Genomic DNA, 20329 nt, shown 5'->3' on the forward strand with positions numbered 1-20329 from the left:
CCAGAAGGAAAGTGATTTATACGAAAGGATTAAGAAATCTCCTTTTTATTTTGGAATACCGCCGGCACCGGTATGGAAGCCCATTTCGGCGTGTTGTGATCAATCCGGACAACAACCACCGTCATATCGTCTTCGATTTGGCCGGAACGCGTTCTGATGACCTCTTCCATTAATATATCAGCGATTTCCTGCGGATCTTCGGTTTTCAGCCCTTTCATTTTCCGTTTCATCCACAGGTCATGGTTTTCAACGTGCTTCGGTCCTTCAAAAATACCGTCACTCATCATGACGAGCAGATCTCCCGCTTTTAACTGTTCACTTACAACCTCCACATCAAATTCATTGATGATACCGATCGGCAGATTGCTGGCCTGCACTTTCATGACTTGATCTCCCCGCTTGATAAAACTCGGCGTTGAACCGACCTTCAAGAATTTGCAGCTTGCATCCTGAAGATCAATGATAGAAAGATCGAGAGTTGAGTAGATTTCGTCTGTCGTCCGTAAAGACAGAATACTGTTGATCGTTTTGATCGCTATTTTTTCATCAATACCTGATTCGAGAATTTTTTCGAGCAGCTTAATCGTTTCGTTGCTCTCATAATGGGCCCTCGCCCCATTGCCCATGCCGTCACTGATCGCGGCCGCATACTTTCTCGCCCCCAGTTCCATCATGCTGTAGCTGTCGCCGGAGACAAGACCGCCGCCTTTTGCCGCATGAGCCGCGCCTGTCGATACCCGGTACGATTTGGTCGAACCGAACGCAACATGGCTGTAGCCATTCGGATGAGCCGAGTGCTGTTCGCTTTTGACAAGTATCTGCTCCTCAAGAATGTCAGACAGCATCGGGGCGATGATTTTCTCACTCTCGCCGTGTCCTCCGCTGAACGGGATTGTCATTTCGATATCAATATTGCCCTGCTCCAAGCTGTATATCTCGACATGCTGAATCTCGATTCCGAAATGCTGAAGCGCCTCTATCATTTGTTCTTCCTGAATAAAATGCTGCTCCCTCTCCCGTTTTATTTCCCGAGAAAAGTCCGCCATGACCTCAGAAACCCCCAACAGCTGCTCGGCAACAAGCCTCCTGCTGTCCTGAACTTTTCTCTTCAGTGTCAGATGGGCGTGATGGTGGGCAAGTTCGTCCTCAATCAGCTCTTCCACCTGTCTGGATTTGGAACAGTGCTGCTGAAACTCTTTTTTAATCTGCGGTTTGAGGCATACTGTTTTTCCTCTGTTTCATGCATAACTTGTTTCATTAAATCATATGTTTTATCAAAGTTTTGAACCCAGCATTTGCTTTTCTTATAGCAGGATTGGCAGGAATGCTCGGTGATTTTGCTTAAAAAGAGATCCACTTCCCCTTCTTCCGCCTGCTCATCGGAAGACGTCTGATGAAAGGTGGCGAAGCTCTCCGACAAGGCATGAAACACATTGGAGAACTGGTCTACTTTCTGGGCGGTGACATCTCTGATTTTCCTCGCGTACTGCTGCTGTTCCTGACTGTGCTCAGCAGTGCCCGGTATGTATCGCGCCACCTTTTTCGTAATCGATTGGGGCGTAATCAAAAACAAAACAACGGCAATCAAAGATTCATAAAGAGTGGTCATTAATCCGGCAGACCCTTCTCCATATAATGAAATCAGCAGTGAGCCGATCACCAATCCGACTGCGGCGCCGGCTTTCTTTCCTTCTTTCAGCAGCCCGCCAAGAAGCCCGGAAAACGCAAGCAGACTCATTTGATAGAGATTCCCGATATTCGCAAGCCCGAGGATCAGTCCGGTCACAACACCGACCGTACAGCCGATGCTTGCCCCGCCGACAAAGGAAAAACTCAGCACGACATAGCGGGCCAGGATATGCTCAGCCTGCATTCCCTGAAATGAAACACCGGCAAGCCCGGTTAAAACAGATGCGATCAAGATCATAAAACAGATGATTTCTTCTATTTTTAACGATTGCTTCACTTTTTTGATCGTGAAAATCGGCAGGCTTTGTAAAAAGATCAGCGTCAAAATAAAGGCCAGGCCCGCCTCGACAACAGCCATCACATAATCATAGGTGGTAAAAGCGCCGCTTTCAAAATAAACAAATCCGATTCTCGCGGCAGCCATAGAGAAAAACACCACGATCGGCAGCATCTTCACCCGGTCCTGCACGATATATGTACCGATTTTTGAAAATAGAGTGAAGACGGCCAAAGCTGTGAGAATCAATAAAGAGTGTTTCGGCGAAATGGTTAAAGCGCCCGCAAGCAAAGACAGACAAGCATAGAAGGCTTTATCTCTTCTGATCAAAAGCATCGCTCCGAAAAACGGCAGTGCAAACGGAAGAACCTCAGATAATATGAAAGCCCGTCCAAGTAAAAAACCGATCACGACATAAATGAAACCCTTATAGAAAAAAAGTGAATGCGCTTGATGGACTGTAAGCTTTGCCGCCTTTTCAAAAAACGATTGCAGTTTTTCCAGAGCTTGTCCCGCCATCGGCCCGTTCACTCTTCTTTCCGCTTTTTCCATTGCTCTCATCCCCCACCTGTTTTATTCGTTGCTTGTCATTATAAATGAAAGCCCAGATAGGATTTTGTCAAAAGAAGGTAACAATTCCAAAGAACTCTTCGACGCTTTCTCCCTTGTTCCCCTTTCCTTTCGTATTTCCTCCGACATTTCTCAAAAAGTTGTCTAAATATGAAAAAATCGGCTTCTGCAACAGAAGCCGATTCGCTTGATGACCCGTACGGGATTCGAACCCGTGTTACCGCCGTGAAAGGGCGGTGTCTTAACCGCTTGACCAACGGGCCAGATATATATGGTAGCGGCGGAGGGGATCGAACCCCCGACCTCACGGGTATGAACCGTACGCTCTAGCCAGCTGAGCTACACCGCCATATAGGTGCTTATAAGCACAAGTTATATAATACAAAGGTTTCTTCATTCCGTCAACAGAAACTTCAAAGTTTTAATTTTCTGACTATAAAGGCGCATACAAAAAAAGCACCCGCTGGGATAGACGGATGCTCCATGTATTTATAGAAAGCAGCAAGTTATCCTCTTCTTGCTCCGCGCCCTCCACGTTTTGATTCCGTGTTTCGTTTTAAAGATGATAAGCGGTCTTCGCTATCTTTAAGAAACTTGTTCATTTTCTGTTCAAAAGATTCTTTCGGACGGAAATCATTTCTAGGTCTGGCTTGCGGACGGTCTTTAGCTTTTTAATTGATAAACCAATTTTCCCGTCTTTTTCAACGTTGATGACTTTCACTTCAACTTGATCGCCGACTTTTAAATGCTCGTTAATGTCTTTTACATAATTATCGGCTACCTCACTGATATGAACGAGACCGGTTGAGCCTCCAGGCAATTCAACAAATGCTCCGAAATTTGTAATACCTGTTATTTTCCCTTGCAACTTGCTGCCAACTTCAATCGACATAAAAAAAGTGCTCCTCCTTAGGCTTATAAAAAGATCGTTTGTTTAATTATACCTAAATAAAAATTTAAGTGTCAACAAGGCTACTTGCTCTTCTTTTCTACATTAAAGAGAATCTCACCATTTCCTGACATAAACAAGTCTCTTCTGGCAAGCTCTGTGACGTAATCCTCATCCTTTAATTTGGAAATTTCATCTTTTAAATCAGCCTGTTTCGCATCCAATTCTTTTACTTGTTTTTCCAGCTGAGCCTTTTTTTCTTCGTTTGCGCTAAGGGAAGAGGTCTGTGACCACAGAGAACCCGCTAAGACAATAGCCGTCAACAACACAAGGGCGCCGAATACGATCAACCGTCTGAAAAGCCCTTTCCGCCTTCTTTTCATAAGCTGGGATTGCCGTTCAACCTGCTCTTTATAGTCGTTTTGAATTTCAGTTATTGTACGTTCTCTAGATAGATTCAAACCAGACGGTCCTCCTTTCACCTTTTCAAAATACGTATCATGGTCGATCTGATTGTTATGATTAGTTTCTTGCTCTTTTGTAAAAATCCTGCACTTTTTTGAAAATATCGTTTGAAAGTAAGACGCCACTTTTCAGGAAGAAGTTTCAATAATTGTTTTAACAGGAAAAACAGCGGATACAGCAAAAACGCTACGATCTTAAAAAGACACTTCGCAAAAAAGGCACTCACCCGATAGGAGTATAAAGAAATAACCGTGATCAGCCCGATGAGCAGCTTAAAGAGCAGAAGCACCGGACGGAACAGCACGTGCTGAATGAGCTTTTTTGCGAATTGGTAAAGAGACACCGCAAGATGAATGGCAAATTTCAGTATTTTTATATACATTCGTTTAAACAGGCTTTGGTACGTCGCAATACCCAGTAAGACAGCCAAGAAAATGTATACCCTGAGTTCTCCTTCATTCACGTTGAGCAGCACATAGAAAAACAGCAGACCTTGTACAATCCAAAAGAGAATGTCATGAATGAATAACAGCCATCTGGCCGTTTTGGCGCGGCTGACAAACAGCCTGTATGTATCAAGCGACGCTCCGAGCCAGGCGCCCATACCGGTCATTGCCAGCATCGTATAAAGTTGGGTCGTCAGCGTCATTTAAACAACTTGCTAAAAAACCCTTTAGCTTTATCCCCTTGCTGCTCGTCTAAATATACAAGGTCAAACACCCTGCCTTTTATAGATACAATCCCTTTTTCCACATCAAGGTTTTTCATCTGCAGGTTCTCGCCTCTGACGGAAAGCATTCCCATAACCGTTTCCAGCAAAAACTCTTCGTTATCAAAACTTTCCACATGCTTGACGCCCGAAATGTCTAAATGCTTTCTCCCTTTCATCGTTACATCATGCTGTTCCGGAACAGAAGAAGAACCTTTTTGCTCATAATATGAATTCATCTATTCAGCCCCCATATCCTCGATACTTTTAGCATTATTACTGCATTGTATGAGGCGGGAGCCTTGTTTAGAACAAGCCTATTCGCCGAGTTTTTCTTCTTTGACGATTGTATACATGCCCGCGGCTTCTTCTTTTTTCGTTGTTTCTTTCAATTCATTTACCTTCACGGTGACAAGCTTCTGCCCGAAGCGGACCTTCAGTTCATCACCGGCTTTTACGTCTGAGCTGGCTTTCGCCTGATTCCCGTTAACGGTGATTCTCCCTTGATCGGCGACCTCTTTCGCCAATGTGCGGCGTTTAATTAATCTGGATACTTTTAAAAACTTATCAAGTCTCATATCAGAATCTCCTCTCCATTTCTTTTGCTTCATCCCACAATTTGTCCATTTCCTCAAGTGACATTGCGGTCAATTCAAGCCCCTTTGCTGCCGCTTCTTTCTCAATATAAGCAAAGCGTCTGCGGAATTTGTCATTTGTCATGGCGAGCGCTTCCTCAGGCTCAATTTTATAGTATCGGCCGATATTGACCAATGCAAATAAAACATCGCCGAATTCAGCTTTTAAGCTGATTTCATCTGCTGATTCGGCGGAAGCCTCTGCAGAAAATTCCTTCAGCTCTTCATTTACTTTATCCCATATATCCTGAACGTCATCCCAGTCAAAGCCGGTTTTGGCGGCTTTTTTCTGAAGCTTGGCGGCTTTCGCAAGAGAAGGCAGGGTTTTCGGTACGACATCCAGCAATGAAGAGGATGTTGTTTGCTTTTCCGCCTTTTTGATTTCTTCCCAGTTGGCGACGACATCATGTTCATCCTGAACCTTAACATCCTTAAACACGTGCGGGTGCCGTCTGACCATCTTCGCACTGATGTCTCTGATGACATCATCAATTGAGAAATACCCCTCGTCTTCTCCGATCTGGGCGTGCAGCATAACCTGAAGCATGACGTCCCCGAGTTCTTCTATCATGTGATCCGTGTCCTCTTCGTCAATGGCCTCAAGCAGTTCGTAGCATTCCTCAATCATAAATTTCTTTAATGACTGGTGTGTTTGCTTTTGATCCCACGGACAGCCGTTCGGCCCGCGAAGCTCGCGAATAATACTTCGGAATGCAGAAAATTCCTGGTAAAGGAGTTCTTCTTTTTAATCGGCGGAACATACACGCTTGTTAAGTTATTTATTTCTACATTGCGGTCAAGTTCAAACAAAGGCACCTTGGTCATCTTTTCTCCCTGGCTCCCGGCTGCCGTAACGATGACCACTTCATAGTCGTCAGGCAATTTCTCCATGAGCGTCAGCTTCACCTCAGAGGCCGTCATTTGGTCATAAACCTGGCAGATGATCAGGTGATGCCGGAGTTCGAGCTCATCCGGCGTCATTGTTTGCGCATCCGTAAATTGAAACCCTTCAATCGGATCAATTCGCAATGCATTAAAAGTGGCATCCAGAAAGCTTTGCCCTCCGGCAGTATGAACAGCTATCTGTTGTTCTTCCCGGCGTTCGAATAACAGCTGAACGGTTTTCTCAGCGACAAACGGATGCCCGGGTACAGCGTAGACGACATCTTCTTGCTTCGCTTTTTCAAACAGAATGTCCGTGATCTCTTCATAGACCGCTTCAAACTGATCATGTTTTTCATAAATATCATCAAAATACCGGATGTCCGCTTCCGTCTCTTGCTCTAATTCCGAAATCAAAGGGTGGTCTTTCGTTCTTATATATAAATGCTTCGCCCGAGTCAGCAGCTTATGTACGCCCACTGTCAACTGATCCATGTCTCCGGCGCCGAGGCCGACGACCGTAATATTACCTGCCATGTTTTTCTCTCCTCTTTTTCAATTTGCTTAAAGCACTGCCGAAAGGAAGGCCGCTCAGCTCTTCATCCGTGAAAATCTTCATTCTTATCATACAATAAATAAACAATAGCCCTCCGATGACTGACGCAGACAGACTCTCACATACAGCTCCGGCCCTGCTGACAGGAACAAATAACTGCCAAAGCTTCATGTATACGACCAAAAAGAAGACCATCAGCAGACTGCACCAGCACAGACGGGCAATCACGCCGCCAATATTCGTCAGCCATCCCTTCGACCAAATTCTCCGGAGATTCAAGCACGCAACTGCGGCAAATGCCAAGACGGTCGCCAGTGCCGCTCCTGTAATACCCCAGCCGGGGACCAACCAAACATTCAGCACCCATTTCAGCGCCCCTCCCGTCAAAACGGATACGGCGGGGAAAACGGTATGTCCCGCTCCTTGCAGAATCGCGGCTGCCGTAAGCGCAATTGAGGCAAAAAAGATAGATAAGCTGAATATTTGTAAGGTCTGCGTCCCCTCACTGTTTTGGAAAAGCATGATATTCACCGGTTCTAAAATGCAAAAAAGCCCGGCCGATGCGCCGATCCCTACCGCAAGGCAGAGCTTGACGGCTGATGTCGCTTTCTCTTTTATGATAAACGGCTTGTTCCCATGCACCGCTTTTGAAATGGAAGGAACAAGAGATGCGGCGATACTGACGGCAAACACGGTTCCCAGCTGAAGGAGCGGCTGTCCGCGGTCATATATGCCTTTCAGCTGTTTCGCAGCATGGCTCTCCGTCCCGTCTGAAAGCAGCGAATATAAGTTTAAGGCGTCTACAAGCTGAATCAAAAGCATGAGTACACTGCTGATACAGATGGTGACTGAATAAAGCAGCAGCTTTTTTACAATGACGGCCGTTTCGATATGTCCGCCATCTTTCTTTGTTTCTTCCCGCTTATACCAGAAAACAGCCAATACACAAAGGGCCGCAAAGCTCCCGGCTATTGATCCCGAGGCCGCACCCGCACCCGCCGCGTATAATGAACGGCCGCTTTTCAAAAGCCATAAGGATAAACCGAGAAGCACCGCCACCCGAAGAAGCTGTTCCGTAATCTGGGATAAGGCTGACGGCATCATATCATGCACGCCTTGGAAATACCCCCGGATAACCGCCGTAAACGGAAACAGTATGAAAGCGAACGCCGCGACCCTTATCAGCATCACAAGGCGGGCGTCACCCATAAAACCGGCCAACGGCGCCGCGCCGGCATACATGAGCGCAAACAGAACAAGTCCGGCCGCCGTGACATAAAGGGCGGAAATTTTCATTATTTTTGTTTATGATCGCTATAATCGTTCATTAATTTTGAGATGATCACCGGAAAACCGGATGTTGACAGCATGACCGCGATCCCTAAAAACGGATACACCTGCTGATAAATGTAAAATCCGACGTCACCGACAATATTCTGAAAAGGAACCCTGTACACGGCGCTTAATATCTTCGTCACGATACCCGCAACGACGAGCACAAAAGCACCTTTCCATGCCGATTGCCGCTTGGCGCCAACTGAATCGTTCATCCAAAAGCTCCTTCCAGCCGCTAGAAAATTACGTCTATAAAACGAGCTTATTATATCACAATCCTAACGGCCGAACCGATAGAGAGCACATATGAATATGAAAAAGAACAGCACTTGTATAAGAGCTGCTCTTTCTCCGTTTTCTTATTTCAATAATGGTAATAAGACCTACTGCTCCATCTGCCTCGCCAAAAAACTGGCTGCCGTTTCTACCGCTTTATGTTCTACTTCTCCAAGCGCCTGTTCCTTGGAAAAGATGACCACGGCCCCGATAGGATCGCCATTTGCCACGATCGGAGCGATTGTATAGGAGCTCATATCTTCATCAACGTCATTCACAAGCTGCGCGGACTTTACGTCGTTTTCTACCACTGAGCTGCGCTGATCCATCGTTTTTTCGAGCAAATCGCTGATGGCTTTATTCAGAAATTCTTTTTTCGAACTGCCCGAAACGGCAATATACGCGTCACGGTCGCAAATCAAGACGGAATGGCCGAGACTGTCATACAATGCATCTGCATATTCTTTCGCAAAATCGCCAAGCTCACTGATAGGAGAATATTTTTTCAATATAACTTCTCCGTCGCGGTCAACGAATATTTCAAGCGGGTCTCCTTCCCTGATCCGCAGTGTTCTCCGAATTTCTTTAGGAATGACGACCCGTCCTAGATCATCAATACGACGTACGATACCTGTAGCTTTCATCTCTCTGGTGCCTCTCTTTCATGTGATGATATTTAAGGGAAAGTACTAAAGCTCTTTACTTTATGTAGCTTCCGCCACTCGCTTGAAATTAGTATCCGTCACATCAAATGTAATATACACCAGAGAGTAACAATTTTTATGAAGATGCGATTGTTTCTTTCTTCACATTCTGAAGTCCTTTCAGCATGCCGAGAACGGTCTCCAGCCACTCTTCCGTTTTGCGGCCTTTCGTCTGTACTGAGATTTTCAGCTTTTTCCCTTCCATTCCCAGTCCGATCTGCCGGCCGTATTTATTGCCGAGTTCGAATAATTTCTGGCCGTCAATCTGTGCGCTGGCCTCTTCAGAAATGGTAAATCTGATCGCGTCTTTATCCTGCTTGATGAGTTCGACGCGTTCATATTTTCCGTATACCTTCATCTCAGCAACCGTAAACAGCCATTCAACTTCTTTAGGGTAGCTGCCGAACCTGTCGATGATTTCATCTTGGAGCTCATTTTTCTCCTCAATTGTGGCGATTGACCTGAAGCGTTTATACATGTCGATTTTTTGCTTGCCGTCTTGTATATAGTTTTCGGGAATATACGCGTCAAGCTCGATATCGATTTCTGTCTCAAACTGTTCGCTTTTCGGAATATCGCCTTTCCGCTCTTCAATCGCTTCCTTGAGCATTTGCGAGTACAGGTCAAAACCGACTGAGTCGATAAAGCCGTGCTGCTGGGCGCCGAGAAGGTTCCCCGCTCCCCTGATCGTCAAGTCACGCATGGCGATTTTAAAGCCTGATCCCAGCTCGGTAAATTCTTTAATCGCCTGCAGCCGTTTTTCCGCCACCTCAGTAAGCACTTTGTCTCTGCGGTACGTAAAATACGCGTAAGCGACGCGGTTGGAACGGCCGACCCGTCCTCTCAGCTGATACAGCTGAGACAGCCCCATTTTGTCTCCGTCGAACACAATCAAGGTATTGACATTTGGTATATCTACGCCTGTCTCAATAATAGTCGTGCTGACAAGGACGTCTGATTCCCCTTCCAGAAAATTGAGCATGACGCTTTCCAATTCATTTTCAGTCATTTTTCCGTGGGCATATGCCACTTTCGCATCGGGAACAAGCATGGAAATTTCATCAGCCTTCCGCTCGATGTCATCCACGCGGTTGTACAAGAAATATACCTGTCCTCCGCGCGCCAGTTCTCTTTCGATAGCTTCTCGTACAAGCGCACCGTTGTATTCCACGACATATGTCTGAACAGGGAAACGGTTTTCCGGCGGCGTTTCAATAACGGATAAGTCCCGCACACCGAGCATGGACATATGAAGCGTACGCGGAATCGGCGTCGCTGTAAGAGTCAGCACATCGACATTGGCTTTGATCTGTTTGATTTTTTCCTTATGCGTCACGCCGAAGCGCTGCTCTTCATCTATGATGAGCAAGCCGAGATCTTTATAGACGACGTCTTTAGACAAGAGCCTGTGGGTTCCGATTACGATGTCTACCGTTCCGTTTTTCAGGCCTTTAATCGTTTCATTGGATTCTTTTCTCGTTCTGAATCGGCTGAGAAGACCGATGTTAATCGGATAGTCCTGAAAACGCTCCATAATGGTTTCATAATGCTGCTGCGCGAGTATTGTCGTCGGCACAAGAAGCGCGACCTGCTTTCCGTCTGCGATCGCTTTAAAGGCCGCTCGGATGGCTACCTCCGTCTTCCCGTATCCCACATCACCGCAAAGCAAACGGTCCATCGGGCGCTCTCTTTCCATATCCTTTTTAATCTCCTGAATGGAACGGAGCTGGTCCTCTGTTTCCTGATAAGGGAAAGCAGATTCGAACTGCCGCTGCATTTCATGATCGGGCGAGAACGCATAGCCTTTGCTTGCTTCCCGTTCCGCATAAAGCTTAATCAGATCATCGGCAATATCCTGAACGGAGTTTTCAACTTTTTTCTTCACCCGTTTCCATTCACTGCCGCCCAGTTTATAAAGCTTCGGTTCTTTTCCTTCAGAGCCGACGTACTTCTGCACCTGATCGATTTGTTCTACAGGGACGTACAGCTTATCGCTGCCCTGATAATGAATGTTGAGGTAATCTTTATGAATGCCTTTGATTTCTAGTGTTTCGATCCCCAAATACTTACCGATCCCGTGGTTGACGTGGACGACATAGTCACCGACCTGAAGCTCAGAATAGCTTTTGATCCGTTCGGCATTTGTCAGCTTCTGCTTTCTCGGCTTTTTCTTAATTCGGTTTTTGAACAGCTCTTCCTCCGTAATGACGGCCAGCTTCATCAGCGGCAGTTCAAAACCGGATTGCAGCTCGCCTTCCATGACATAGACCTGTCCTTGCACAAGCGCTTTGGAGCTGTCCGTTTTTGCGGCTTCAATTTCGTAATCAGCCAGCACGGATGCCAATCTGTCGGTTCTGTCCTTATTTGCGCCTAAAAAAACGACGGTGAAGTTTGATTTCTTAAAGCGCTCCATTTCACCTGCGAGGACATTCATCTGCCCGTGAAAACTCTGCATCTGCCGGCTTGTCACATTCACGATATTCTGAGGGCTTGTATGCTGGACATGACGCAAAAATAATGAATAATAAATAGCCGGGCGCCGCTTTTCGCTCATAAGCTCCTGAAAGCTGAAGGATAAATGAATGTCATGCAGAATTTTCCCTTCCTCGAGCAGACTTGTCGTAAATTCGGCCTCTTCTTTTTGCAGCTGATCCTCCATTTCATGAATGCGGCTGACCTCGTCTAACAGTAACAACGTGTCTGCCGGTGTATAATCTAGCAAACTAGCAGGCTTTTCGTAAAAGTACGAGAGATACTTCACAAGTTCCTGATCAGTCTGTCCCGTTGATAACCGTTCTTTATCATGTGAGATATTGATATGAAGCATTTCCTTTTGTTTGTCCTGCTTCAGCTTTTTCAGACTGTCGGCAAGCCCTTTATCGAGCCTTTCCATTGCCCGGGCTTTTTCTTCCGCCCTTATGATCAATTCCTTCGCCGGTCCGATCGCCACATGTTTGAGCGTCTCAATTGATCTCTGGTCATCAGAATTGAAGCTTCTGATGGAATCGACCTCCGTATCAAACAGTTCAATTCGCACCGGATGCTCCGACGTCAGCGGATAAATGTCGATAATTCCGCCGCGAATACTGAATTCACCGGGTGCAGAAACCATATCGGAACGCTCATACCCCACCTCTACAAGGCGCGCGGACAGCTGATCCGGTTCTATATCGTCTCCGAGTGAAATGACGAGCTGGCTGCTTTTCCACAGCTCCTTCGGCGGAAGCATTCTTCTCACTGCCGCAACGGGCGCCACAACGACCGGCGCTTCTCCGTTTGTTAATCTATTAATGACATCAAGCCGCTGAGCGCGCAGTTCAGGACTGGCTACCGCAATTTCTGAAGAAATCAATTCATTCACGGGGTATAAAAAAACAGATTGATCCCCGAGAAGCGCCGTCAGATCTTCCGTCACTTTTTGGGCCTGATATAAATTATGGGTGATAAAGAAAATCGGCCTTTTCGTTTCCTGTGCAAGGGCGGAGGTAAAAACAGAACGCGCGGAACCTGACAGACCCGCAAGCAGCTGTTCCTTCAGCCCCTCATGTAAACCGTTGACAATGGATTTAAAATCATCGCTTTCTTTAATAAAGGTTTGAATGTTGTCCATATGGGCCCTCCTCTCTATTTTCTGCAAGAACAGAAAAACGCTTTGGTCTAGAATCTACACCAAAGCTTCTTATTGAATAAATGTGTTGTGTTCATGGTAGTGCGGATTGCGTTCCAGCGCCTCTTGGCAGTCTTCACAAATTGTAAGAACATGGACATCTCCATTGTCTTTATATGAAATCATATCGTTTCTTTCCTCATTTGTTAAGTGCTGAAATCCAAGTGACTGTGTCGGCACCGTCGAATATTCCAGGCTCCCTACCTTAAAGCCGCAGTGGCGGCAGAAATAATGCAAAGCCATACGTTGGACCTCCTGATGTAAAAAAATCATTTTTCCCTAGTATGGTCTCCCATTATTTATCTTATACATTTGCATTAAATTCGTTCATGACTTCTAAAAATGGTTTCGTTAAGGAAGCTTCGCAGGCTTTTACGGTTTTTGAGACGGCATCATTTATATGCGGCGCTTCTTCCTTCGTAAAAGCTCCCAGTACATAGTCAACGACTTTCATTCCGCCAGCGGGGCGGCCGATTCCGATTCTGACCCGGTCAAATTCAGGGGTTCCGAGGTGCTGTATAAGCGATTTAATCCCGTTATGTCCGCCTGCGCTCCCCTTCGTCCGGAGCCTGATTTTTCCCGTCGGAAGATCAAGGTCATCGTATATGACTTTCAGATCTTCATGATCGGCATCATAATAATCCAGCAGCGGCCGCAAACATTCCCCTGATAAATTCATATATGTAAGCGGTTTAACAAGTAGAACTTTTTTCCGGAAACAAACCCCATTCCGTAAAGTCCGTTGAATTTCGTTTTATTCAGTTCAATATTCCATTCTTTAGAAAGCTCGTCAATGGCCATAAAGCCGACATTATGTCTCGTGTTCTCATAGGTTTTTCCCGGGTTACCGAGACCGGCAATCACAAGCATCGTAAATCCTCCCTCAACATCGCTGTAATTCTTCTCATTCTAGCACAAAAGACGTAACCTCGGGCGGGTTACGTCTTAAAGCGCTTATTGACTTTCTCCTTCGGGCTCTTCCTCAGGAGACGGTTCTGCATCTTCTTCGAATGCTTCCTGCTTAGGAGGAAGGATGGAAGCCACGACTTCTTCCGGGTCGTTTGTAAATGTATAATTGCCGTCAGCAGTCAGATCTGCGATGGTCAGCACATCATTCATTTCAAGCCCGGAAATATCAACATTGATTGTCTGAGGGATGTCCTTCGGCTTAGCCTTAATCGAAAGTTCATGCAGCGGCTGCTGGATGACGCCTCCGTCTTTGACTCCTTGCGCCTCTCCCGTCAGCTGAATCGGCACCTCGGCCTCCAGCTCCTCACTCATATTCACGACTTGAAAATCGGCGTGCGTCAATTCGTTTTTGAGCGGGTCTGTCTGAAGATCGGTCACCATAACCGATTGCTGATTTCCGTTGACATCAATTGTGATAATCGTGTTTTTTCCTTCGTCCCGCAATGTTTTAAGCAATTCGACACTGTCTAAAGAGACAGGCGTATTCGTTGTTTCTTTACCGTATATAATCCCTGGAACATGTCCTGAATGACGGATTTTCCGAAGCGTCGAACGTTTAAAATCTGTTCTTTCATTTGCTTTTAAAGTTGCCATATTCAGCACCATCCTAATTATCGTTTTATCGTCCTATTAGAACAATACCCACAATAACTGGGATTTAAACCTTAAAGTTTCGGTTTAGCTGAATAAATAGCTGACAGATTGTTTCTCGTGAACGCGGATAATCGCTTCAGCCAGAAGCGGTCCGACAGAAAGCTGCTTAAAGCGGTCGATTTTTTCTCATCAGGAAGCTTAATGCTGTTCGTTACGACAAGCTCCTTGATTTTAGAGTTATTGATCCGCTCAACGGCAGGGCCTGACAGTACAGGGTGCGTACAGCATGCATACACTTCTGCAGCTCCGTTTTCAACCAGCGCGTTAGCGGCAAGTGTGATTGTGCCGGCCGTATCAATAATATCATCGATCAGAATCGCTGTTTTTCCTTCCACGTTACCGACGATGTTCATCACTTCCACCTCATTCGGTCTAGGACGGCGTTTGTCGATAATCGCGATCGGCGCTTTCAGACGGTCCGCAAGTTTGCGGGCGCGCGTCACACCGCCGTGGTCAGGAGAAACAATAACGATATCTTTCAAGTCTTTACCTTCAAAGTAATGGCCTAAAATCGGAACACCCATTAAGTGGTCAATCGGAATATCAAAGAAACCTTGAATTTGCGGCGCGTGTAAATCAAGCGCGATCACGCGTGTCGCACCCGCTGTTTCAAGCAGGTTTGCAAAAAGTTTTGCCGTAATCGGTTCACGTGATCTTGCTTTTCTGTCCTGGCGCGCATAACCGTAGTACGGAATCACAATGTTGATTGTTTTCGCGGAAGCGCGCTTTAGAGCGTCAACCATAATCAGCAATTCCATAATATGCTCATTAACCGGCGCACTTGTAGACTGAATGATATAGCAATCACAGCCGCGAATACTTTCTTCTATGTTGATCTGGACCTCTCCGTCACTGAATCTTGTAACAGAGCACTTTCCTAATTGAACCCCTACATTATCCGCGATTTCTTTTGCAAGTTCTGGATTTGAATTCAAAGAAAAAATCTTTAAATTCTTATCTCCGTATTCGTTAGACATGGTAAACCTCCGATTTTAGGATTATTTTTTATGAATATTTTTCACATAATCTTCTTTATTTACTTGTCTTGCTCTGGCAATGGCAAGCGCTTCGCCCGGCACATCTTCAGTTACGGTTGAACCCGCAGCGACGTACGCGCCTTCTCCCACTGTAACAGGTGCGACCAAATTGGAGTTGCAGCCTATAAAAGCGCCGTCTTCAATCTTGGTTAAATATTTTTTCTTCCCATCATAATTGACCGTGATGGAGCCGCAGCCCAGATTCACATCCGTGCCCACTTCGGCATCACCGATATAGCTTAAATGAGATGCTTTGCTTCGGTCGCCGAATTTTGTTTTCTTGATTTCAACAAAGTTTCCGATCTTCACTTCATTGCCGATTGCGGAATCGGGTCTGATGTGAGCAAAAGGACCGATATTTACATCATTCCCAACTTTGCTGCGGTTGACAACGGATTGTTTAATCACAGTGCGGCTGCCGATTGAGCTGTCCTCTATCTCAGTGTGAGGGCCGATGACACATTCATCGCCGATTTCAGCTTGTCCCTTTAACACAGTTCCGGGATAAATAACTGTATCTTGTCCGATACGCGCGTCAGGTGAGATGTACGTATTCATCGGATCGATTAAAGTGACTCCGTTCTGCATATGCCGTTTGTTAATTCGCTCTTTCATATACATTTCAGCCTGAGAAAGAGCGACTCTATCATTCACTCCGAGCGTCTCTTGGAAGTTACCAGTCTGGTAAGCGGCAACAGTTTCGCCTTCGTCTTTGAGGATTTCGATCACATCCGGCAGATAATACTCGCCTTGGGCATTTTCATTCGAAACCTGTTCGATGACACGAAAAAGAGCCTCGTTATCAAAACAGTACGTTCCCGTGTTGATTTCTTTCACAAGACGTTCTTGCTCCGAAGCATCCTTGTGCTCCACGATTTTTTGAACGGCGCCGTCTTCACTGCGGATGATTCTTCCGTATCCGGCGGGATCGTCGGCAACAGCCGTTAACACCGTGGCTTTTGCACCTTTGTCTGTATGTTCATTCAGCATGGCTTCCATCGTCTCCGCCGTCAGAAGCGGTGTATCGCCGCAAATAACGATCGTGACACCCTTTTCTCCGTGAAGAAATGGTTTTGCCTGTTTGACCGCATGAGCCGTACCGAGCTGTTCTGCTTGGAGAGCGTAATCGCTTTTCTGTCCGAGCTGCTTCTTCACATCTTCGGCGCCGTGTCCTACGATGGTGACAAGCTTCGCTAAAGATAATTTCAGAGCTTCGTCTGCGACGTGCTCTACCATAGGCTTTCCGCATACCGGATGAAGGACCTTATAAAGCTTCGATTTCATTCTCGTTCCTTTTCCGGCAGCTAAAATCACTGCAAACCGCTTATCCATTTAATGGCCTCCAATATCCCTTTTATCCATAGAAAAATATATCCTAAATAGCTGTTGATTTCAAGAAGACATCAAAAAGTGCAAGAATTTTCTATGTAATCGCTTTATTACTGAAAAATCAGATTTAAAAAAGGACTGCCGGAAAAGGCCTTGTGTCAGCCTTTATCAGCAGTCCTTACATTTTGTTATGTTTAAGAAGCCCCGGCTTCTTCATATTCTAATGCTTCAGAATCACCCAAACGATGATACTCATTTAAAACAGCATCCTGGATCTTGCCCCGCGTGCTGGAATTAATAGGATGAGCAATATCGCGGAATTCTCCATCAGGGGTGCGTTTACTCGGCATCGCAACGAAAAGACCATTGTTTCCATCAATCACACGAATATCATGTACGACAAATTCGTGATCCAGCGTGATGGATGCAATCGCTCTCATGCGACCATCGGTATTCACGCGGCGTAATCTTACGTCAGTAACTTCCACAGTAGTTCACCACCTTTTCCCTATATAAAAGCATTAGTCTAACAATTCCACGATTCTTTTTAAATTCCTGCACGTTTCAAAAAGTTTTTTTGAAAATATAGGATATACATACACAATTAGGTGATAAACCATATTTGGGGATCATATACTGCATAAAAAAAGTGATCCCGGAGACCGGAACCACTTTTCTGAGATTTAAGATTTTACCAGCGCAATGACTTCAATTTCCACGAGAGCGTCTTTCGGCAGTCTCGCCACTTCCACACAAGACCTTGCCGGCTTATGTACATCAAAGTATTGTCCGTACACTTCATTCACTTCCGCAAACTGCTCCATATCAGCAATAAATACCGTTGCTTTGACAACCGTCTCGAGAGAAGCGCCCGCTTCTTTCAGCACAGCTTTTAAATTGCTGAACACCTGATGCGTTTGTTCTGTGATATCACCGTTTACCATTTCTCCTTCAGCAGTAAGAGGAATCTGGCCTGAGCTGTAAAACATGTTGTTTACGATGATTCCCTGTGAATATGGCCCGATCGCTGCCGGCGCGTGTTTCGTATGGATTGCTTTAATCATTTTTCTGTCTCCCCATTCTTTAAATGCTGTTCTTTAAAAAATCGCAGAAAATTGCCGTTTTGAATCTCAATCGTTTTGTCTTTCATATTGATGGTTGAAAGCGTGAGCAGTGACATGTATTCATCGACAAGCCGTTCATTCACTCCCTCGGCTTCAACCAAGACGCCTATCCCCGCGACGTTTGCATTAAACTCATCAAGCAGGCTGATCATGCCGTTAATGGTGCCGCCGGCTTTCATAAAGTCGTCAATAATCAAAACGTTCGAACCCGTAGCCAAACTTCTTTTCGCAAGCGACATTGTTTGAATGCGGTTAGACGATCCTGATACATAATTGATGCTCACCGTGGAGCCTTCAGTCACTTTATTGTCCTTTCGCACGATGACAACCGGAACGTTCAGATAACTGGCCGCTGCGTAAGCAAGAGGGATTCCTTTTGTCGCAACGGTCATCACCACATCAATCTCCCGCTCCGCAAAAACGGAAGCAAAAAGCCTGCCTACATGAGAGAGGACAGATGGTTTTCCTAAGATATCCGTTAAATATACATAACCGCCCGGAAGGATACGCTCAGGATTTACTAAAGACTGTCCCAGCTCCTGTATAAAGGCTTCTGCTTCAGCCTGTTTCACTTTCGGAATGTATTTGACGCCTCCGGCAGCTCCCGGCACTGTAAGCAGCGTCCCAATGCCTTGCTGTTCAAAGGTCTGTTTAATAATCGTTAAATCTTCACTGATTGATGACTTTGCTGATTGATACCGTTCTGAGAAAAACGTTAACGGTATTAATTCATGCGGATGGGTTAACAAATAATTTGTTAAGTCCACCAATCTGCCGCTGCGACGAAACTTCATGAACTTACCCCCAAAATCCGAATAATTTAAAAATAATATAACTTAACATACGGATTTAATCAAGAGCATTCTGTTCGCCGATCATCCGCACCGCGTACACTTGATCACAGAAACCTCTTAACCCGTTATAAATCCGCTGCACCTTAGATTCGTATTGAACCAAACCGAATACAGTCGGTCCGCTTCCGCTCATTAACACCGCATCAGCGCCGAAGCGTTTCATTTGATTTTTAATCATCGCCACCTCGGGATGGAGGCTGAGCGTAACCGACTCCAATACGTTCCCTAATTGTCCGCATACCTTTTGGAAGCTTTTTTCTTCAATCGCGTCAATCATCGCCTGCACATCAGGATGCCGAACCTGCTGTAAGTTCAGCCGGCGGTACACTTCGGCAGTCGATACCCCGATCGTCGGTTTGGCGAGCATGACCCAGCAATGAGGCGGAGCACTGATGTGCCTGATCTTCTCACCGCGTCCGGTTGCCAGGGCAGTGCCTCCGTATACACAGAAGGACACGTCTGAACCGATTTCAGCTCCAAGCTCTGCAAGCTCTTCGACAGAAAGCTTTAAATCCCAAAGCCTGTTCAGCCCTCTGAGCGTGGCTGCCGCATCGCTGCTTCCGCCGGCAAGCCCTGCCGCTACAGGGATCACCTTTGTAATCATAATCGAAACGCCTTTTTTGACTTGAAACCGTTCTTTAAGCAGTTTGGCTGCCTGATAAGCCAGATTCCTTTGATCATCCGGAACAAAGCGGTTATGCGACGCCACTCTGATAACGTTTTCGGGCAGTTCTGTCAGTTCAATCCGATCTGCCAAATCAATTGTCGTCATGATCATCTCCACTTCGTGATAACCATCCGGGCGTTTACTCGTCACATCGAGGGACAGATTGATTTTGGCCGGCGCTTTTTCTAAAATACGCATAGCTTTCACCTACTTCTCCATCTAAACATAAGTATGAACATTGTATCACATTTGGAGACCCGGAGGTACTTATCCGAAATTGACGCCGGTTTTGACAGCCGATAGAAAAAACCGGGGAACGGATTGTCCCCCGGGCCACTGCATTATCGGTTATTTTGGTTCTGAGCCGCCATCTGCTGTTCGGCAATCTCAATAGCGCGTTTTACCATATTCCCGGCGTCACGCGCCCGAATGCCTCCCCAGCCCTCGTTTTTCACCGTATCGTAAAAACCAAGGTCCTTCGCCAGCTCATATTTGAACTCATCTGACATAACTCCACGACGTCTGCCCAAACGAAACAACCCCTTTTATAGAATTGATCACCATTCGTGCACGCCACGATAAAACATGTGACACCTATAGCTTCCGTTTAATCGGCTGAAACTTTCGAGGGAATAATTAGAAGAGCTTTAGAAGGCAAAACAAAAAGCAGTAAACAAAAGGTTCACTGCCCATTAAAATGCTACTGAGCTTGCCGCATCGTCATTGAATGTCAATTCAACAGTCTCAGTCAGAATATCAGCATAACTGTATGAAACTCTTTCAAACGAATTCTCGTCTTGATCTAGTTGTATCACAAAAACAGAAGGGTACGTCTCAGCTAAAATGCCCGAACGCTCAATCGTTTTTCGGCGGCCGCCGTTTGCTTTTAACGTAAGCCGTTTACCTAAATTCCCATCAAGCGATCTTTTTATATCGGACAACGTCTTCGCCATTGCATCCACCTCACTACATTTATTGTACAACAAGAGCCCAATTTTGTCAAATAAAATTTAAATTATATCAACGTTAATAAGTCATTGT

The 20329-nt window shown here is 45.8% G+C and carries 15 protein-coding genes, 2 tRNA genes and 6 pseudogenes; all 23 read right to left on the minus strand.

Going from position 1 to position 20329, the window contains the following annotated elements:
- Positions 1 to 29 precede the first annotated feature (29 nt).
- Positions 30 to 2527: pseudogene (gene spoIIE / locus D368_RS09565) on the minus strand (stage II sporulation protein E).
- Between the two features lie 200 nt (positions 2528 to 2727).
- Positions 2728 to 2799: transfer RNA gene (locus D368_RS09570), tRNA-Glu, on the minus strand.
- Positions 2800 to 2808: 9 nt separating this feature from the next.
- Positions 2809 to 2885, minus strand: a tRNA-Met gene (locus D368_RS09575).
- Positions 2886 to 3042: 157 nt separating this feature from the next.
- Positions 3043 to 3428 (minus strand): annotated as a pseudogene (locus D368_RS09580) (S1 domain-containing RNA-binding protein).
- A gap of 80 nt (positions 3429 to 3508) precedes the next feature.
- Entirely contained in the window at positions 3509 to 3886 is a 378-nt protein-coding gene (gene divIC / locus D368_RS09585; RefSeq protein ID WP_016936533.1) for a cell division protein DivIC, read from the minus strand.
- Positions 3887 to 3903: 17 nt separating this feature from the next.
- A complete protein-coding gene (gene yabQ / locus D368_RS09590) occupies positions 3904 to 4539 on the minus strand; it encodes a spore cortex biosynthesis protein YabQ (RefSeq protein ID WP_071392209.1) in 636 nt (211 codons plus the stop codon).
- Positions 4536 to 4838: a sporulation protein YabP gene (yabP, locus tag D368_RS09595; protein WP_004264638.1), complete on the minus strand. Its 303-nt coding sequence runs from the start codon at positions 4836 to 4838 to the stop codon at positions 4536 to 4538. The genes yabQ and yabP overlap by 4 nt, the downstream gene beginning before the upstream one ends.
- 78 nt (positions 4839 to 4916) lie before the next feature.
- The gene (locus tag D368_RS09600) at positions 4917 to 5177 is read right to left on the minus strand and encodes an RNA-binding S4 domain-containing protein (RefSeq protein ID WP_004264639.1); all 261 of its coding nucleotides are present in this window, start codon (positions 5175 to 5177) and stop codon (positions 4917 to 4919) included.
- A 1-nt stretch (position 5178) separates the two neighbouring features.
- Positions 5179 to 6653 (minus strand): annotated as a pseudogene (yabN, locus tag D368_RS09605) (bifunctional methyltransferase/pyrophosphohydrolase YabN).
- Positions 6643 to 8222 (minus strand): annotated as a pseudogene (locus D368_RS09610) (putative polysaccharide biosynthesis protein). Before D368_RS09610 ends, yabN begins: the two co-directional pseudogenes overlap by 11 nt.
- Before the next feature lie 168 nt (positions 8223 to 8390).
- Entirely contained in the window at positions 8391 to 8927 is a 537-nt protein-coding gene (spoVT, locus tag D368_RS09615) for a stage V sporulation protein T (RefSeq protein WP_070081264.1), read from the minus strand.
- A 136-nt stretch (positions 8928 to 9063) separates the two neighbouring features.
- Positions 9064 to 12597, minus strand: coding sequence for a transcription-repair coupling factor (gene mfd / locus D368_RS09620; protein ID WP_071392212.1), 3534 nt, complete (start codon positions 12595 to 12597; stop codon positions 9064 to 9066).
- Positions 12598 to 12666: 69 nt separating this feature from the next.
- Entirely contained in the window at positions 12667 to 12897 is a 231-nt protein-coding gene (fin, locus tag D368_RS09625) for an anti-sigma-F factor Fin (protein ID WP_004264650.1), read from the minus strand.
- Positions 12898 to 12958: 61 nt separating this feature from the next.
- Positions 12959 to 13524: pseudogene (gene pth, locus D368_RS09630) on the minus strand (aminoacyl-tRNA hydrolase).
- A gap of 84 nt (positions 13525 to 13608) precedes the next feature.
- Positions 13609 to 14217, minus strand: a complete 609-nt coding sequence (locus tag D368_RS09635) for a 50S ribosomal protein L25/general stress protein Ctc (RefSeq protein ID WP_128574748.1) — start codon at positions 14215 to 14217, stop codon at positions 13609 to 13611.
- An 84-nt stretch (positions 14218 to 14301) separates the two neighbouring features.
- Positions 14302 to 15254 (minus strand): annotated as a pseudogene (locus D368_RS09640) (ribose-phosphate diphosphokinase).
- Between the two features lie 21 nt (positions 15255 to 15275).
- Entirely contained in the window at positions 15276 to 16646 is a 1371-nt protein-coding gene (gene glmU, locus D368_RS09645; protein ID WP_070081261.1) for a bifunctional UDP-N-acetylglucosamine diphosphorylase/glucosamine-1-phosphate N-acetyltransferase GlmU, read from the minus strand.
- 191 nt (positions 16647 to 16837) lie between these two features.
- A complete protein-coding gene (gene spoVG, locus D368_RS09650) occupies positions 16838 to 17131 on the minus strand; it encodes a septation regulator SpoVG (RefSeq protein ID WP_004264660.1) in 294 nt (97 codons plus the stop codon).
- Positions 17132 to 17326: 195 nt separating this feature from the next.
- Positions 17327 to 17707 (minus strand): 2-iminobutanoate/2-iminopropanoate deaminase, encoded by a 381-nt coding sequence (gene ridA / locus D368_RS09655; protein WP_128574749.1) that lies wholly within the window; start codon positions 17705 to 17707, stop codon positions 17327 to 17329.
- The gene (gene purR, locus D368_RS09660; RefSeq protein ID WP_004264666.1) at positions 17704 to 18561 is read right to left on the minus strand and encodes a pur operon repressor; all 858 of its coding nucleotides are present in this window, start codon (positions 18559 to 18561) and stop codon (positions 17704 to 17706) included. Before purR ends, ridA begins: the two co-directional genes overlap by 4 nt.
- Before the next feature lie 55 nt (positions 18562 to 18616).
- The gene (gene ispE / locus D368_RS09665; RefSeq protein WP_004264668.1) at positions 18617 to 19486 is read right to left on the minus strand and encodes a 4-(cytidine 5'-diphospho)-2-C-methyl-D-erythritol kinase; all 870 of its coding nucleotides are present in this window, start codon (positions 19484 to 19486) and stop codon (positions 18617 to 18619) included.
- Between the two features lie 143 nt (positions 19487 to 19629).
- Complete coding sequence (locus tag D368_RS09670) at positions 19630 to 19818, minus strand: small, acid-soluble spore protein, alpha/beta type (protein ID WP_011996172.1); 189 nt, start codon at positions 19816 to 19818, stop codon at positions 19630 to 19632.
- A gap of 162 nt (positions 19819 to 19980) precedes the next feature.
- The gene (gene veg / locus D368_RS09675) at positions 19981 to 20241 is read right to left on the minus strand and encodes a biofilm formation stimulator Veg (RefSeq protein WP_003218330.1); all 261 of its coding nucleotides are present in this window, start codon (positions 20239 to 20241) and stop codon (positions 19981 to 19983) included.
- Positions 20242 to 20329 lie beyond the last annotated feature (88 nt).

The organism is Paenibacillus lentimorbus NRRL B-30488 (assembly GCF_000411595.1).
Classification (GTDB): Bacteria; Bacillota; Bacilli; order Bacillales; family Bacillaceae; genus Bacillus; species Bacillus velezensis.